Consider the following 17199-nt stretch of genomic DNA (forward strand, 5'->3'; position numbering starts at 1 on the left):
AACAGGCATCATAAAAACGGCCGCATCATCTCTAAATGTTGCGGCCGTTTTGCTAAAAGATAAATAGCTTAAAATTTATAAGCAATGCTGCCTACAAAGTTTCTTGGGGCCTGTGGTGTAATCCTGTACGACCAGTATTTTTCATCACTCAGGTTATTCCCTTTTAAAGAAATCCTGTAACTGCTTCTTTCAAAAAACAAGCTTGCGTCAAAGGTGGTGTACGATGGTATAAGCATAGTGTTAGCTGCCAGCGTAATTTTATGAATGGTGTTGGAAATGGCAGGTTAGGTGTGGGGGAGATTGTTCTATCCCTGTTTGTTTATAATAACCTGTATCTTCCGTGTCTATCACACCTATACACTTTTATTTAGATACATTTGTAAAATGTTTAAATCCTATCAGATCAAATGGTATTTTATCCTGTCGGGCATCCTTACGGTGAGTACACTTTTGCTTCGTCAGGAAAACACCAGTGAAGCTGAATGGTGGGAGTTTTTCATTTATGCTTTTCAGATTTTTGCGTCTTTACTGGTTTGCTGGCTAATCCATGGCTATTTTCTGGTCAACAAATTCTCTTGGTTTAAGAATTACTCAAAATATTCCCTGAGCATCCTCCTTTCTATACTGGCTACATTTGCATTGTCATTTGTGTTTTTTACATTTCTGCCGCAAAACATCCTGAATGCAAAAGTTGTCCCTTACAACACATTTTCGGATCTGAAGGTGCATTTTACGGGTGCTTTTTTTCTTAGTCTCATTTGTTATGTTGTCTTTTACAGCACGCATGCAAACTCGGCCTTGCAAGACACCAAACTTGAAAATGAAATCCTGGAACAGGCGCACCTTCGTGCCCAGCTCCTTTCCTTGCAACAGCAAATTAGTCCTCATTTTTTATTCAACTCTTTAAGTACACTTAAAACCATAGCTACAGATCAGCCTACTAAAAACTACATCGTACAGCTGGCTAGTGTGTATAGATATGTGTTAAATTTTAACGAGCACTACCTTACGCCACTAAAAGACGAAATAGCTTTTATCAAGTCTTATCTGTACATTATGAATGAGCGCTTTGAAGACTCATTGCAGGTAAACATCACCGTTCAGGAAAAGCACCTTAAACTGATGATCCCTCCGTTGTCCCTGCAATTGCTAATTGAAAATGCCATTAAGCACAACATGATCTCGCTGGAACATCCATTGAATATCTCGATAACTACTGATGATGCGCCGGCTTTAATTGTAGAAAATAACTTTCAGCCGAAAAAAATCCTCGAAGAAGGTACAGGCACAGGTTTAAAAAATATTATAGAACGTTATAAATTGCTGGCCAATGAACAGATCCATATTTTAAATGATGCGGGTAAATTTTCAGTCACCTTACCTTTAATAGAAAAATGAGAGTAATTATTATTGAAGATGAAGTAAAAACAGCAAAGGAGCTCAAAAACATGCTACAAGAACTGGATAGCGAGCTGCGGGTTGTGGCCGTGTTAAGTTCTGTAGCTACGGCAATTTCCTGGTTAAAAGAAAATCCGGTTCCGGAACTTATATTTTCAGATATTCAACTTGGTGATGGCTTAAGTTTTGAAATTTTTAGGGAAGTCCACACGGATGCACCGGTAATTTTTTGTACCGCATTTGATGAATACGCCATTAAGGCATTTGAATCTAACAGCATTGATTACCTGCTAAAGCCTATTGAAGAAGACCAGCTACAGAAAAGCCTTGAAAAATACCTGCGTTTTAAAGAACACCTGGTTAGCAAAAGCAACCACGGTAGCAACCTCAATAAAGTATTGGTGCAGATGGACAGTGCTTATAAGCAAAATATCCTTGTGTACCACAGCGAAAAGATCATACCTGTAAGGGTGCTTGATTTGCAGTTTATCTATGCGTCAAACGGTCTGGTATACATCTACACTTCAAATGATAAAAGTTACCCCGTTCCATACACCATAGAACAATTGGAAACCATGTTAAACCCCGCCCAGTTTTTTAGGGCCAACAGAAAATTTATGGTCAACCGCGACTTCATTAAAAATATAGAACACTACTTTAACCGCAAACTTTTTATCATCACCAAAAGCGAAGCACCAGAAAAAATCATCATCAGTAAAATCAAGGTGCAGCCTTTCTTAAAATGGATTGAGCAGTAATTGTCCGTTTCATTCCTCAATTTGTCCATTTCATCTATTAAATTCTAAGGCCTAAAGCCAAGGGGGCTAGTTTTGCTTTAAAGCAAGACAATGAATAAGAATATAATAGCATTTGCCTTGGTGTGTTTTTTCCCCTTCCAGCTGCTTGCGCAACAAGCATGGAGTTTAAAACAATGCATTGATTATGGGCTTAAAAATAACCGCAGTAATGCGGTATATGAAAATGAAAGAAAAGCGGCAGATGCAAAAGCCAAAGAGGCGCTGGCTGAGTACTTGCCAAAACTTAGCCTCAATGCAAGTTTAGACGACAACCTGAAAGTGCAGGAATCTGTAATTCCGGCAGGTGTTTTTGGTCCCACTGATACCAGGATAGCCTTTACCCAGAAATTTAATACCAATGGAACTGCGCAGCTGGACCAAACCATCTATGACCAGTCGCTCTTAAACGGACTCAAAGCAAACCGGTATAGTAAGGAGCAGGCACAACTCAATGTCAAGCAAAATCAGGAGAACATCATTTACAACATCAGTAATGCGTACTACCAAATTTATGTATACAGAGAGCAATTGAGGTTGCTGAATGGCAACATAGCTACCTATAGCAAGCAGATGGAAATTTTTGCCTTACAGGTGGCAAAAGGAGTTGTGCTGAAAAAAGACCTGGATAAGGTTACTGTTGATTACAATAATGCCCAATCGCAGATTAAAGTAGCAGAAAGTAACCTTACCCTTTCCGAAAATCAGCTCAAATATGAAATGGGTTATCCTATAGCATCCGCATTGCCTGTTGATAGTGTGTCCCAACGGGAAGTAAAAACCTTACCCGCCTTTAATTCTTTCCGGTTTAACTTTTCTGCACTAAACCGTACAGATTACCAGCTTTCAGAAGTCAACCTAAAGTTACTGGAGGTAGATCAGAAACGCATTCGTGCGGGTGCTTTGCCAAAATTGACAGGTTATGCGCGATATGGGGCCGTTGGCTTTGGCAGTACACTTGCCCCCGCTTTTAAAGAGCTCAGTCCTTTTGCAGCAGTAGGATTAAAATTAAGCATCCCGGTTTTCGACTTCTTTAAAAGAAATGCCCAGTACAGCCAGGCAAAATATAAAAGCCTAAACGCAGCAGAAAACCTGAAACTTGACGAAGGGAAATTTGAACTGGAGTATGAGAATGCAAAAACTAAACTCATCAAAGCGCAAAGCGGCATTGAAGATGATAAACGCAACATTGAACTGGCAGAATCTGTATTCCGTACCACCGATCTTCAGTTTAGGAAAGGGGTAACCGACCTCACAGAATGGATTAACGCGCAAAATGCGGTTAAAGATGCTCAAAATACTTACCTCAATTCACTCTATAACTTTTACCAGGCCAGACTGGATCTTGAAAAAGCCGGTGGTAGCCTCCATACTTTTTATACATCACTGTAATCATGAAGCGTAAATACATCATAGGATTAATTATTGCACTGGTCATTGCTTTAATTGTTTTTAAACTGGCCGCAAATAAATCTGTACTCAATAAGAAAAATGCGCCCACTGCAGATACGGTTTTGCGCATTCCGGTAAAGGCTGCCGCTGCGCAAGAGCAGACATTGGACATTAACATGGTAAAAACCGGGAGTCTTGCACCATTTAAAGAAGCTAAGGTTCTTGCTCCGGTAAGCGGGACAATTTTACAGTTGCGGTTTAACCTGGGCGATGAGGTGTATGAGGGGCAGGTGCTGGCTGTTATAGACACACGCCTGCTGCAGCTAGACCTTCAAAAAGCGCAAAGCAATGCTGGAAAGCTGAAACGAGATCTGGATACCTACACGGAACTTTTGCAGGGCCAGGCCGCTACACAAGAAAAAGTAAATGAAGTGCGCCAAAATTACCTTGATGCTGCAAATCAGGTAAGCCAGATTAAAAAACAGATTGAAGATGCTACAATAAAGGCACCTACAAGCGGTACAATTTCATTAAAGCCCGTAGAACAGGGCGTCTTTGTAAATGCAGCGGCAGATCTTGCAACCATTGTTAACCTGTCACAAGCCAAAGTTCAGCTTAACCTTACCGAAACTGAAGTTTATCAGGTAAAGCAAGGCCAGACTGTTAAAATAACTACCGATGTTTACCCAGGCAGGGAGTTTCAAGGCAAGGTAAGTTTTATTAGTCCGCAGGCCGATGAAACCTACAATTACAAAGTAGAAATCATGGCACAAAACAAAGAAGGCGCTTTATTGCGCTCTGGTACCTTTGTGTATGCTGATTTTTCCCGTAAAACTTCGCAGCAAATTTTGCTGATCCCCCGTGAGGCCTTGACAGAAAGCATAAAAGATGCTGCGGTATATGTGGTTGAAAATAACGTGGTACATCAAAAGCCAATCAAAACCGGGATAGAACTGAAAGGCCTGATCCAGGTGATTAGTGGAATAAAAAAGGGCGAGGTAGTGGTCACCTCCGGACAGATTAACCTGAAGGACGGAACCCCGGTAAGCATTTCAAAATAAAATAAGCAGCAATGTCAATCACAGAAATTGCCGTAAAGCGGCCTTTATTAATCATCGTAGTTTTTACAGTGCTGTTTATTTTCGGCATCCAGTCCTATTTCAAGCTCAACTACAACCTGCTGCCAAAACTGGAAATTTCTACGGTTTCTGTAAGTACTGTATACCCGGGTGCTGCGGCTGCGGAGGTAGAAACTTCGGTAACCAGGAAACTGGAAGATGCTTTTTCTTCTATAGAAGGCCTGGATAAAATCAATTCTACTTCTCAGGAAGGTATCTCGCAGATCACGATCCAGCTAAAGAGCGGGACAGATGTAGACAAAGCAGAACGCGACATCCAGCGGAAAGCAGATCAGGCGCAAAATGAACTTCCTGATGGTATAGATAAGCCCCTTGTAAATAAGGTAAACCTGGAAGAGGCTCCGGTAATCAAAGCAGGGGTAACCTCTAAAAAATCTCCTAAAGAACTTTATGATTTTGTGGACCAGCAACTTTTGCCGGTTTTGCAAAATGTTGCGGGGGTAGGGCAGGTAAATATTATTGGTGGCGACGAGCGTCAAATCCAGGTGAATATCGATCAGCAAAAACTTAAAGCCTACGGAATGAGCATCCGCCAGGTAACTGATGTACTGAACAATGCCAACCAGTCTTTTCCAGCGGGTAGTATAGAAACCAGGAGCCAGCAATTATCCATCAGGTTTGATGCCAACGTAACCTCTATAGATCAGATTAAAAACCTGATTGTACTAAGCAGACCAAAGGCGGGCAGCATTTATCTGAAAGATATTGCCGAGGTCATTGACGCCACCGCTAAGTCCACGGCCATTAACCACATCAATGGTATTCCTTCTATTGGCGTTCAGATCATTAAACAAACCGATGCCAATGCGGTGGATGTGAGTGAACTGGTAAAGGCCAAGTTTGAGGAAATGCAGATGCTCTATAAAAATGAAGCGCTCAGTTTTAACATCTCGTCAGATCAGAGTATTTATACATTAAAGTCGGCAGATGCGGTGGTAGAAGATTTGGGACTGGCTGTAATTATTGTAGGGATTGTAATGCTGGCCTTTTTGCACAGCTTTAGAAGTTCCATGTTTGTGCTTGTCGCGCTGCCATCATCCATTATACCCACTTTTATCATCATGTATTTCCTTGGTTTTTCTTTAAACCTGATGACGCTTATGGCCATGTCGCTGGTAGTAGGGATCCTGGTAGATGATTCTATTGTAGTGTTGGAAAATATATACAGGCATCTGGAAATGGGTTCCAACAAAGAAAAGGCTGCATTGGATGGAAGAAGTGAAATTGGTTTTACGGCATTGGCCATTACACTTGTAGATGTTGTGGTTTTTCTTCCGCTGGCTTTTGCCGGTGGTACTATAGGTTCATTGCTGCAGGAATTTTCATTAGTGGTGGTATTTTCTACCCTAATGAGTTTGTTTGTTTCTTTTACAGTTACCCCTATGCTGGCCAGCAGGTTTGGTAAAATAGAGGAAATGAACCCAAATACACTTTGGGGCCGGATGAACCTGGGCTTTGAGCATTTTATAGATGTGCTGAAAGCCGATTATGCCAATATGCTTGAGGTAGTACTGAAGAAAAAAAGATGGCTTTTATCAGGGGTGATCTTATTGATTTTTGGGGCCATAGCGCTCATTCCTTTTGGTTTTATTGGCGGGGCCTTTATGCCTGCGCAAGACCAGGGCGAGTTGCTAATCAACCTTGAACTTGCCCCCTCGGCTTCCATTTATCAAACCAATATGATTACCCAGGAAGCAGAAAAACTCATTATGAAAGCGCCCGAAGTAACCAAAGTATTTTCTAGTGTGGGCTTTGTTGCCGGCAGCGTTGCGGGTACTGCCAACAACAGTAACCTGGCCGAAATTACCATTACGCTAACCGACAAAAAGGACAGGGATATCTCACCTGAAGAATTTGGCGAGCGGATGCAGAAAAAACTAACTTCAGTGTTGTCTGGTGTAAAGGTTACTGCAGCGGCAACATCGGTTGCAGGTGCGGGCCAGGCACCTATTCAAATTGCCATTAAAGGGATAGACCTAAAGGCAATCCGGAGTGTAGCAGAGCAATATAAAAAAGCGGTTGCTACGGTCGCCGGTACACGTTTTGTTGAGCTTTCTGTAAAAGACCAGAAGCAGCAGATAGAGGTAAACCTGGATAGAGAAAAGATGACTATGCTGGGTATTGATGCTAGTCAGGTTGGTGCAGCACTTCAAAATGCGTTCCGGGGCGACGATAATAGTAAATTTAAGCAATCTGGAAATGAATATGACATCCTGATTAGCCTGGACAGCTATGACCGGTCTGACATCAGCAATGTTAAAAATCTTTCTTTTTCTAGCACCGACGGACAAACTTTTGTATTGAGCCAGTTTGCGCAGGTAAAAGAGGGCTTGGGAGAAAGTGTGTTACAGCGCAACAGTCGCCTAAATTCCATCACTGTAGAATCTAATGTGTCTGGCCGTCCTTCTGGAACCGTTGTAGAAGACATTAAAGCAAAAGTTGCGCAAATTAAATTGCCCGAAGGTGTAACTGTAGAATACCTTGGTGATGCCAAAAACCAGGCAGATGCCTTTGGTAGCCTTGGTACGGCACTGCTCATTGCCATTGTGCTGGTATACCTCATTATGGTGGCTTTGTATGAAAATGCCGTTTACCCTTTTGTAGTTTTGTTTTCCATTCCGGTGGCGTTAGTTGGTGCGCTATTAGCGCTTGCCCTTACTATGGGCACGCTCAATGTATTTTCCATTATCGGGGTAATTATGCTGCTGGGACTGGTTTCAAAAAATGCCATCCTGATTGTCGATTTTACCAATCAGCTAAAAAGTGAAGGCAAATCTGTGGAAGAAGCGTTGGTTGAAGCGGGTAAGGAAAGGTTAAGGCCAATCCTGATGACTACACTGGCTATGATTCTTGGCATGCTGCCTATCGCTTTGGCCAGTGGTGCCGGAGCCGAAATTAAAAATGGCATGGCCTGGGTAATTATTGGTGGTTTAACCAGTTCAATGATTCTTACCCTATTTGTGGTGCCGGCAATGTACCTGATTATAGAAAGGTTGCTGCTAAAATTTAAAAAATAAATGAAATATCTTACGTTAAATAACCCTTCAATGATAAAATCCTTAGTTCTTTCTGCAATGTTCTTTCTTGTTGTTAACTGCGGCCTGGCACAAACCAAACCGGAGTTAAGTAAGCATACTAAAGATTCTTTGAGTAGGATTTACCTGGACAATGCCGCCATACTTAACCCTGTTTTAAGGCAGGTTACGGTTTCTACTGACCTCATTAGCCGGGGAGATATTGAGAGTAAATTAATGGGTGAGCCGCTAATGAAAGGGAAATCCAGTACAATCCGTACCACAGTTAACCTGAACCTTCCGGTTGCCTCCTGGGGAAAAAATTCATTGGCGGTGTCAGGAACATTTTTTCAGCAAAAAATTAATGTGAGCGATGTTCAAAGCTTTAGTCCTACGCTGGGCAATGAAGACTTTGATTTTAATAAAGGCACTTTTGGATTAACAGCTTCGTTTACACGGGCAGACTTACTTTTTGGTCGTGCGGTATATTATATGGCGAGTGCTACCGGTGTTACCAACGATCTGGCCGAGGTAAAAAGGCTGAGCTTTTTGGGTACTGCAGTATTTCCCTTAAAACAAACTGCCACAACAAGGTATGCAGCAGGTGTAGTGGTTAATATAGATCCCTCCTTAAAAATTCCTGCTTTTTTAATTTTCAGCTACTGGCATAAGTTTCAAAATAAAATAGAGTTGAATGTAACGCTGCCAAACAGTTTTGGGCTTAGAAGAGCTTTTTCAGATCGCTTCTGGGCTACTTTAGGAACTTCTTTATCGGGTTCGCTTGCCTTCTTTGAATTGAACCAGGCCAATCTCCCAAGGGATGCAAATTATACCACTATTGATCTAAAATCTGGGTTAGGCGTAGAATACAGAGTGGGTAAAAAGATGATTTTTGGAATAAACGGCGGGATATTAACCCCACTTTCAGCAAGGGCCTTTGACCGCAGGGAAAGCTCCAGCGAGTATTTCCTGAACAATAAATTAAGCAATGTTCCCTATGTTAATTTTAGTTTCTCTCTGCTGCCCTTTTTACATAAAAAGTAGGGGTAGATGGTTTAGTGGACTGAATAAGCGTTTCATTTTTTTGTATTCTGATATATTGCGGGGAATTAAAGCCTTATTTTCGAAAATTTGAGTATTATTGTTGATAATACTCAAATTTATAGCGATGAAAAAATAGGGATATGGCTATTAAACCTCTTTTTGATGAAGTAGAATTGCCCGGCAAGCTGGCTGCCGGGGATGCTGCTGCTTTTAAATTTGTTTACCAGAAGTTTAACAAGAAGATTTATACCGTAACGCTAAGCATTTTAAAGTCTGCCGTACTGGCTGAAGAAATTACCCAGGAGGTTTTTCTAAAGCTTTGGCAGCATAACCAGCAGTTTAATGATATAGACCATCTTGAAGCGTGGTTACGTACAGCTGCCCGGAATCAGTCCCTGAACGCTTTCCGTAAAATTGTACTGGAAAGAAAAATGAATCAGCATAATGAGCGGAATTTCAGTGAAGGACATAATGAAACTGAAGAAGCGATACTGCTTCATGATACCCGCAGACTGCTGGATGATGCGGTATCTAAACTTCCCGCTCAACAGCGTGAAATTTACACACTCTGCCACCAGCAGGGCTTAAAATATGAAGAAGTAGCAGCGCAAATGAATATTTCTGTAAATACAGTAAAAACACATATGAAAAGGGCCCTGGCAACCTTGCGCATTTACATGAAAGACAGAGGCGATATTGCAGCATTAATTATATTGTTTAAAATATTTTAAAACCTTGTCACCCTTAGCCAGGCCGGGCGGTGTTTCTATAATATGGACACCAAAAGAATTAGTTATTTATATGACAGGTACCAAAGCAACAGTTTAACAGCGCTGGAACTGGAAGAACTGGGCATGCTGGCGAATTCGCAAGAGTTTGATAGCCATTTTGAAGTTGTTTTTAACAAAATCTGGGAGGAGCTAAAACACGAAGAGGTACATAAAATGGGCATAGAAGCGGAGCAGGCGCAAGTTGATTTTATCCTTAGCCATCCACGTCCAAAAACCCGCAGGTTAAAATTCATACATAAGATAGTGGCTGCCGCCGCTGTGTTAATAGTTGTTTTTGCTGCAGGATTGTTCTACCGCAGTTTTCAGTCCGCGCAAACAATGCAACCAGCTTATGCTATTGTGCCTGGAAAGCAGGGCGCAACGCTTACACTAGCTAGTGGTAAACAAATCAAACTTTCTGATGCCAGTAAAGGTAAGCTGGCTAATGAAGCTGGTATTGAAATCATAAAATCTGCAGATGGAAGTTTAATATATCAAATCAAGGATGCAGGTACGGGAACATCCGGAATGTTCAACACGCTCACCACAGCCAAAGGGGAGACTTATCAGGTACGCCTTCCCGATGGGACGGTGGTTCAGTTAAATGCAGATTCAAAGCTGAGTTACGCTACTTCACTAAATGCGGCAGGAGAGCGACGGGTTGAGCTTATCGGTGAAGGATACTTTGACGTTGCGAAAGATAAGGCGCATCCTTTTATTGTGAAAACTGCAACCCAGCAGATTCAGGTTTTGGGTACGCATTTTAACATAAATGCCTATGCAGATGAAAATGTGACACGAACTACTTTACTTGAAGGTTCTGTAAAGGTGTTTAGTGCCGGAACCCAAAAAATGCTTGTCCCCGGAGAGCAAGCCAGTACCCGGGAAAATCAGCTCAGCATCTCAAAAGCGGATCTGGAATCTGCAGTAGCCTGGAAAAATGGAGAATTTGTATTCACGGGCCAGCCAATTGATGAAATTATGAGGCTCCTCTCCAGATGGTACAATGTAGAGGTTGAGTTTAAAGGGCCTCCAACCAAAGAAGAGTTTGAAGGAACTGCGTTTAAGGAAAAAGACATCACAGAGGTTTTAGAACTTTTGGAATTAACAGGTGCCGTTCACTTTAAAATAGAAGGGAGGAAGATTATCGTAACTAAGTAAACCAGAAAACGGTCATCTGAATAAAGTCAGTCCCGACGGACATCGGAACTGACAGCGTTTGGAAAGATCAATAAATCATTGCATAACAACTATCAACAAACCAAACTAAAACTCAAATGTACAAAAAATACATCAACAGAAAGCGTTTTCCCGCTGGTGGCTTAGCCCTGTTCCTGTTCATGATTTTTCTTCATGTCAGTACACTCAGCTTTGCGCAGCAAAAGCGGATTACCCTAAATGAGGTTAATGTTCCTCTAAAAAGCATTATTAAAAAGATCAAAAGCCAAACTGGCGTGGGCTTTATTGTCACCACAAGTATGCTGGCCGAAGCTAAGCCTGTTACCATTAAAGTAAACAATGCAGAGCTTAACTTTGTGCTGCAGCAGATTTTTAAAGATCAGCCGCTTACGTACACCATCCGTAAAAATTCGGTTGCCCTCACCCGTAAAGTAACCACCCGCAGCAATGTTGGGCTAACCGAAGTTCCTTCCGGAATCAGAGGAACCATACGTGATGAAAGTGGCAATCCTGTAATCGGCGCATCTGTGGGTATAGAGGGCTCGGGTCAACAATCCATGTCAGATAGTGAAGGTAAATTCTTAATCCGTGAAATGTCGGTAGGGGGTACGCTGGTCGTTTCGCACATTGCCTACGAGCGGAAAATGGTACCGCTTACTGGCCAAAATGATCTTCAGCTTACCATGACACCGGCAATAAATAACCTTGCTGGTGTAGCGGTGGTTTCTACCGGTTATCAAAATATTGATAAGGTGCGCGCAACAGGCTCATTTGCAAAACCGGACATGGAAATTTTTAAAAACCGTGTTGGTACTATGGATATTGCAAACCGATTGGAAGGACTGGTTCCTGGCCTGCTGGTAAAAAAGGGTTTTAATGGTGCGGGGGCTTCAGATGCAGGGATTCCGAACGGTAAGACTACGCAGAACGTAACCATTAGAGGTGGTTCCAGTATTTCGCTTAATACCAATCCTTTGTATGTGGTGGATGGCGTGCCGGTTACCAATATTAACCAGTTTAACCCTGATGATATTGAGGATGTAACCGTGCTTAAGGACGCTGCTGCGGCAGCCATTTGGGGTGCAAGGGCATCTAATGGCGTTGTTGTAATCAATACAAAGAAGGCATTAAAAAACGCAAGCCTGAATATCAGTTACAATGGCTTCTTTAACTTTCAGGGTAAACCTGTACTGTCGCATAACAAACAAATGAACAGTGCACAGTTTATTGAGGCCGCGCGCGAAGTTTTTGATGCAAACCAGTTTCCGTATGAGCAGCTGGCTTACGATGTGGTTGCCCCGCATGAACAGCTCCTTTATGATCATCAGCTCGGTAAAATAAACGAAGGGCAGTTGAACAGGGGCTTAGACAGCCTTTCTGCCATCAACAACAGCAGTGAGCTCAAAGACCTGTTGTACCAAAATGCCACGACCCAAAACCATACAGTTTCCATCTCCGGGGGTACAAATATTTATTCCTTTTATACCTCAGCGGCCTACACTTCCGCAAATTCCTCGGCTATTGGTGCCGGGAACAAGACTTACCGCATGATGCTTAACCAGGAGTATAACCCCATTAAAAGGATTAAGCTCAATTTGTCGGCCACACTGGGTTACAGTGCTGATAAAGCCGCCAATTCAAGGGAAATTAATGGTAATTTTCTCCCTTATCAACTCTTTCAGGACAATAATGGGGCAAATGTATCCCTGGCTTACCTGCAAGGCCTCTCTCCTGAAATCAGGAGCGACTATGAACAGCGAAGCAAGATCAGTTTAGATTTTAGCCCGCTGGATGATCTTTATACTAAAAAAATCAATGTCAATAATCTTCACCTCAACGTTGCCGGAGGTGTTCAGCTAAAATTGTTAAAGGGTTTAAACTTTCAGGGCAACTATGGCATCCAGAACGCACCTGGAAAACGTAAAGATTACACAGACCACAGCAACTACAGGCTGCGCAGGGACCTGGTTGGAATGACGGTAGCACCTACAGCAAGCTCTATCCCGGTATACTATTTGCCAACTACCGGCGGGACCTACTTAGAGAGTAATTATGAGGAGCGCAACTGGACACTTAGGAACCAACTGGTTTATTCTACGCTATTCAGAACAGGTAAAGATCAGCTTAACCTGCAACTGGGGCATGAGGCGCGTGAGCAATTGGGCAGAAATACGACAACAAGATTTCTGGGTTACGATGAACAGCTGCAAAAGTATTTCACGCCTACATTAAATAATGTTTATCTGCCCAATACCGTTACCGGAGGTACCTATATATCCAGTACCGTTGCTACGTCGTTTTATGAAACCCAAAGCCGGTTCAACTCCTATTTCGCCTTACTCAATTATACCTTTGAAAGGAAGTACAGTTTTGATGGTAGCTGGAGGGTAGACCATAGCGCTTTGTTTGGTTCTGATAAATCTGCCCAAAATAAGCCAACCTATAGCATTGGCGGTAAATGGAACATTCAGAAAGAGCGTTTTATGGAAACGCTGAAATGGGTAGATGGCCTTTCGTTAAGGGTAACTTACGGGATCACCGGAAACTCGCCTGCTGCCGTGGGGGCCAGTCAGTACGATATTTTATTGACGCCCTTTTTCATGTCAACGCCCCTCGCCGGAATGTATGCTAACCTCTCGCCAAAAAACGATAAGCTGAGCTGGGAGTCTACCGCTACTACCAATATCGGACTTGACTTTTCATTTTTTGGAGCCAGGTTTGGCGGGGGCTTAGATGCCTATCACAAAAAAACAACTGATTTGTTGGGGACCATAAGGATTAACCCCCTAAATGGCTTCCCTGATGGTTTCGGTAATATCGGAAACATGGATAATAAAGGTGTCGAGCTCAGTCTCCGTAGCATCAACATCAAGTCTAAAGATTTTAGCTGGGCATCAAGCTTTAACATGGCTTATAACAAGAATAAACTACTGTCGTATTCCAAACAAGACCCAAGGGCCAACAATGCCAGCAGCAGATTGCAAAGTTTGCAATACCTGGTAGGGTACGAGCTCCAACCCCTGTTTTCGTATGCTTATGCAGGTTTAAACAGCGAAGGGGATCCAATGATCAGACTGGCAGATGGAACGTTGAACAGTACACCTTACGCAGAAAAGGTAGAAGATTTGGTGTACAGTGGTTCTACCATTCCTAAATATACCGGCGGCTTTGGTAATACTTTCTCTTACAAAGCCTTTTCATTAGCCGCAAACATGGTATTCAATCTCGGAAATGTAATGAGGGCAGATGTAAACCGTACCTATACCGGAAGGATTTCCGCAAGTCAGGATAGTTACGAGGGGAACTTAAATGTCGACTTCCTTAACCGCTGGAAAAAAGCAGGAGATGAGGCTTTTACCAATATCCCCAGGTATATACCAGGTTATGAAACCTATAACAGATCTGTAGAATACTACACACAGGGTGATGTCAATGTAGTTAGCGCGGCATATGCTAAAATAAGGGACATTACGCTTTCTTATCGTTTACCCGAGTTATTTTTAAGAAAAATAAAAGTAAAAACTGCCAATATTGCATTGCAGGCCACCAATTTTATGGTTTGGAAAGCCAACAACAGGGGCATTGATCCCGAATTTCACGACCTTACCTCGGGTCAAAGGATTTTAGCCCCCTACAATCATTCCTACAGTATTAGTACCAGTATCACCTTTTAAACCATGAAGACAATGAAAACAATAGTTTATAAAATTTCAGGATTGCTGGTAATGGTGCTCCTGCTAAGTTCCTGTAAAAAGGGGTTCCTGGATATTGTGCCAAAAGGTAAGGCTGTTGCTACCACTGTAAGTGACTATGACCAGCTAATGAACAATACTAGTTTTTACAGTTTAAATTCCAATAACAATTACCTCATTATGGGTGATGATATTGGAGCAGAGCAAGCCAGGTATCAGAATACCGACCTCAATACCCAACGTTCTTTTGGTTGGGAAGATGTGATCCAGACAGAGGGGCAGGATGATGTCTATACCGCTGTTCAACTGCAAAACCTGTACATCTGTAATAAAATCATCAATGAGGTTATTTCCATTACAGATGGTTCAGAGCTGCAGCGCAAAAGGCTGCAGGCAGAAGCCCTAGCCACCAGGGCATGGATTAATTTTGATCTGATTAACCGTTATGGTAAACCCTACAAGGCAGCTACCGCAGCACAGGATCCCGGATTTCCAATCATTACGCAGGCAAATGTCAATGCAACCAACTATATCAGGAATTCGGTTGCGGAGGTGTATGCGGCTATCATTGCCGATCTTAAAACGGCTATACCCAATCTTCCTGCTAAGAGTGTTTTTGTAACACGGCTGTCGCGCCCCGCGGCCACAACCCTTTTAGGAAAGGTATACCTTTTTATGGGCCAGTATCAGGACGCCCTTCCTCAATTTAACAGTGCCTTTGCTGATCTTGAAAATGACCCTTCAATAGCCTCACTTTACAACTATAATGATGCTTTTTCCGAAACAGGCGCATTTAGGCCTTTTGGATATTTGGGCCCCGATTACCCGGGCAGTAATGTTTCTAAAAACCAGGAATCCATTCTTCTTAAAACCCAGTACATTTATCCAAATTCAAATGGAGTAGTTATGTCACCCGCCGTGATGTCCTTATACGAGCCCTCAGACCTGAGGCTTAATTTTTACGGTAGAACCCGTTCTGATCAGACTGCTGTACCGGGTGAGTTAAGGGTTAAATCTGCTGCTCAATTTTCTCATCTGGGCATCGAACTGTCAGACTTGATCTTGATGCGCGCAGAAGTAAAGGCCCGGTTAAATGACTTAACAGGTGCCCGTGCAGATGTACAACGTTTAAGGGAAAACCGGATGCCTTTTGCTGATTCTGCGGTGCCTGCTACAATTGGTTCACAAACTGATTTGATCAGGTTTATCATTGATGAACGCCAGCGCGAATATGCAGGGGAAGGACAAAGGTGGTTGGACATGCGCAGGTTATCGGTAGATCCTATTTTTGAAAATCAAATTTCCAGGCATTTCATTTATGCTGCCGATGGGGAAACGGTAACTAAAACCATCACGCTTCGTCCTGTTCGCTTAACCCTCAGGATCCCCCAAACCATTCTGGAGTACAATCCGGAAATGAGAGATAATCCTTAATTAAAATATAACAAAACAATAAGAAGCCGTCAAGATCATTAAAATTGATTAGGACCATGACGGCTTCATCACAATAAAAAAGCAAATTTAAACAGATGAAACCATCATGATTTATCAACCACACTTGGGATGAATAAATCTGATAGCTTCATAACAGCAAAAAAGCAAATTTAAACAGATGAAAAACTTTTCAAAAATATACGCATTGGCGGCATTATTTATTGCCCCGCTTACACTTTCAGCTCAAAGAACCTTCAGCATTAACGGACAACTAGGAAAAGACCAGAAAGGCATGATGACTTTAAAATATGTGGCTAACGATAAAGAATTCGTAGATTCTGTAGCGCTTACAGAGGGTAAATTTTCCTTTAAAGGCCCGGTTGCAGAACCTGTGTATGCATACCTTGTTTTTAATCCCAGCAGTAAAGATGTAAAAGGAGACTATCGTGAAATCTATCTGGAGCCTGCAGAGATGAACATTAGCGGAAATGGAGGTGTGTCATCGGCAACTATTAAAGGAGGGCCTTCCATGACTGATTTCAGCACATTGATGGATGCATATAAGCCCATCGCTGTAAAAGGAAATGCGCTGGATAAAGAAATTGCCAAAGCAAAGGAAGAAGACAATCAGGAAAAGTTAAAGGAGCTTGGCACAAAGTACATGGCTTTAAAAGGTGAAAGACAAGCTGCCCAAGAGGCATTTATCAAGTCGCATCCGGATAGTTATGTGGCATTTAGCTTATGGCTTAGGAGAACAGAAGCATTTATAGATCCAGCAAAATTAGAACCTGAGTTCAATGCCTTTTCTGCCCGGATGAGAAATACTGTAGAGGGAAAAGTAGTGACCGAAAAGCTTACAACGGCCAAGAAATTACTTCCAGGCAATATTGCGCCAAATTTCACACTCAATAATGAAGCCGGGCAGCCAGTTTCATTGGCTTCTTTAAAAGGGAAAAATGTGGTTTTGTTTTTCTGGGCAAGAAACTATGTGCCTTTTGAACCTGTAAGTTTTGCCATGAACAGAATCAGCAGGCAATTTAAAGATGAAAATCTGGTCATCCTTTCGGTTTATTACGATACCCCAAACAGTGTGTACAACTGGAAAGATGTGCTGGATGAGACTGCACTTAGAACGGCAAATATCATCAACGTTAAAGATGTGGCTATGCTTGGCAACTACAGCAGTAAAGATAAAAGCGAGGTAATGAAGGCCTATGGAATATGTGGAGAGGCTGGCATTCATGCTTATCTGATCTCTCCGGAAGGTAAAATCCTGATCCGTGCAATTGATTTGTATAAAGATCCTGTTGCTGATATCAACAAAGGCCTGGGTAAATAATGAA

The 17199-nt window shown here is 42.3% G+C and carries 12 protein-coding genes; 11 read left to right on the forward strand and 1 reads right to left on the reverse strand.

Annotated features, from left to right (window positions below; translation table 11 throughout):
• Nucleotides 1-68: 68 nt before the first annotated feature.
• Nucleotides 69-236, reverse strand: a complete 168-nt coding sequence (locus LPB86_RS05050) for a TonB-dependent receptor (RefSeq protein ID WP_230641569.1) — start codon at nt 234-236, stop codon at nt 69-71.
• Nucleotides 237-384: 148 nt separating this feature from the next.
• Between LPB86_RS05050 and LPB86_RS05055 the strand changes: the two genes are divergently transcribed.
• The 11 genes from LPB86_RS05055 (at nt 385) to LPB86_RS05105 (ending at nt 17195) form a co-directional block, all read left to right on the forward strand.
• Nucleotides 385-1398, forward strand: coding sequence for a sensor histidine kinase (locus LPB86_RS05055; RefSeq protein WP_230641570.1), 1014 nt, complete (start codon nt 385-387; stop codon nt 1396-1398).
• Nucleotides 1395-2156 carry a LytTR family DNA-binding domain-containing protein gene (locus tag LPB86_RS05060; protein WP_230641571.1) on the forward strand — a complete coding sequence of 254 codons (762 nt, stop codon included), beginning with the start codon at nt 1395-1397 and terminating at the stop codon, nt 2154-2156. Before LPB86_RS05055 ends, LPB86_RS05060 begins: the two co-directional genes overlap by 4 nt.
• A 90-nt stretch (nt 2157-2246) precedes the next feature.
• A complete protein-coding gene (locus tag LPB86_RS05065; RefSeq protein WP_230641572.1) occupies nt 2247-3584 on the forward strand; it encodes a TolC family protein in 1338 nt (445 codons plus the stop codon).
• A 2-nt stretch (nt 3585-3586) separates the two neighbouring features.
• A complete protein-coding gene (locus LPB86_RS05070; RefSeq protein WP_230641573.1) occupies nt 3587-4645 on the forward strand; it encodes an efflux RND transporter periplasmic adaptor subunit in 1059 nt (352 codons plus the stop codon).
• A gap of 11 nt (nt 4646-4656) precedes the next feature.
• Entirely contained in the window at nt 4657-7740 is a 3084-nt protein-coding gene (locus LPB86_RS05075; RefSeq protein WP_230641574.1) for an efflux RND transporter permease subunit, read from the forward strand.
• A 30-nt stretch (nt 7741-7770) separates the two neighbouring features.
• Nucleotides 7771-8781 (forward strand): DUF6268 family outer membrane beta-barrel protein, encoded by a 1011-nt coding sequence (locus LPB86_RS05080; RefSeq protein WP_230641575.1) that lies wholly within the window; start codon nt 7771-7773, stop codon nt 8779-8781.
• A gap of 140 nt (nt 8782-8921) precedes the next feature.
• Nucleotides 8922-9512 carry an RNA polymerase sigma factor gene (locus LPB86_RS05085; RefSeq protein ID WP_230641576.1) on the forward strand — a complete coding sequence of 197 codons (591 nt, stop codon included), beginning with the start codon at nt 8922-8924 and terminating at the stop codon, nt 9510-9512.
• Between the two features lie 42 nt (nt 9513-9554).
• Nucleotides 9555-10712 carry a FecR family protein gene (locus LPB86_RS05090; protein WP_230641577.1) on the forward strand — a complete coding sequence of 386 codons (1158 nt, stop codon included), beginning with the start codon at nt 9555-9557 and terminating at the stop codon, nt 10710-10712.
• A 116-nt stretch (nt 10713-10828) separates the two neighbouring features.
• Nucleotides 10829-14404, forward strand: a complete 3576-nt coding sequence (locus LPB86_RS05095; protein WP_230641578.1) for a SusC/RagA family TonB-linked outer membrane protein — start codon at nt 10829-10831, stop codon at nt 14402-14404.
• Nucleotides 14405-14416: 12 nt separating this feature from the next.
• Nucleotides 14417-15856 (forward strand): RagB/SusD family nutrient uptake outer membrane protein, encoded by a 1440-nt coding sequence (locus LPB86_RS05100; protein ID WP_230641579.1) that lies wholly within the window; start codon nt 14417-14419, stop codon nt 15854-15856.
• A 178-nt stretch (nt 15857-16034) separates the two neighbouring features.
• Nucleotides 16035-17195, forward strand: coding sequence for a DUF4369 domain-containing protein (locus tag LPB86_RS05105; protein WP_230641580.1), 1161 nt, complete (start codon nt 16035-16037; stop codon nt 17193-17195).
• The last annotated feature ends 4 nt before the right edge of the window (nt 17196-17199 follow it).

This window comes from Pedobacter sp. MC2016-14 (genome assembly GCF_020991475.1).
Lineage (GTDB): Bacteria > Bacteroidota > Bacteroidia > Sphingobacteriales > Sphingobacteriaceae > Pedobacter.

Coding starts and splice junctions, on each gene's coding strand:
- LPB86_RS05065 (WP_230641572.1), top strand. CDS start 2,247: ATGAATAAGAATATAATAGCATTTGCCTTGGTGTGTTTTTTCCCCTTC.
- LPB86_RS05080 (WP_230641575.1), top strand. CDS start 7,771: ATGATAAAATCCTTAGTTCTTTCTGCAATGTTCTTTCTTGTTGTTAAC.
- LPB86_RS05095 (WP_230641578.1), top strand. CDS start 10,829: ATGTACAAAAAATACATCAACAGAAAGCGTTTTCCCGCTGGTGGCTTA.
- LPB86_RS05100 (WP_230641579.1), top strand. CDS start 14,417: ATGAAAACAATAGTTTATAAAATTTCAGGATTGCTGGTAATGGTGCTC.
- LPB86_RS05060 (WP_230641571.1), top strand. CDS start 1,395: ATGAGAGTAATTATTATTGAAGATGAAGTAAAAACAGCAAAGGAGCTC.
- LPB86_RS05105 (WP_230641580.1), top strand. CDS start 16,035: ATGAAAAACTTTTCAAAAATATACGCATTGGCGGCATTATTTATTGCC.
- LPB86_RS05070 (WP_230641573.1), top strand. CDS start 3,587: ATGAAGCGTAAATACATCATAGGATTAATTATTGCACTGGTCATTGCT.
- LPB86_RS05050 (WP_230641569.1), bottom strand. CDS start 236: ATGCTTATACCATCGTACACCACCTTTGACGCAAGCTTGTTTTTTGAA.
- LPB86_RS05090 (WP_230641577.1), top strand. CDS start 9,555: ATGGACACCAAAAGAATTAGTTATTTATATGACAGGTACCAAAGCAAC.
- LPB86_RS05055 (WP_230641570.1), top strand. CDS start 385: ATGTTTAAATCCTATCAGATCAAATGGTATTTTATCCTGTCGGGCATC.
- LPB86_RS05085 (WP_230641576.1), top strand. CDS start 8,922: ATGGCTATTAAACCTCTTTTTGATGAAGTAGAATTGCCCGGCAAGCTG.
- LPB86_RS05075 (WP_230641574.1), top strand. CDS start 4,657: ATGTCAATCACAGAAATTGCCGTAAAGCGGCCTTTATTAATCATCGTA.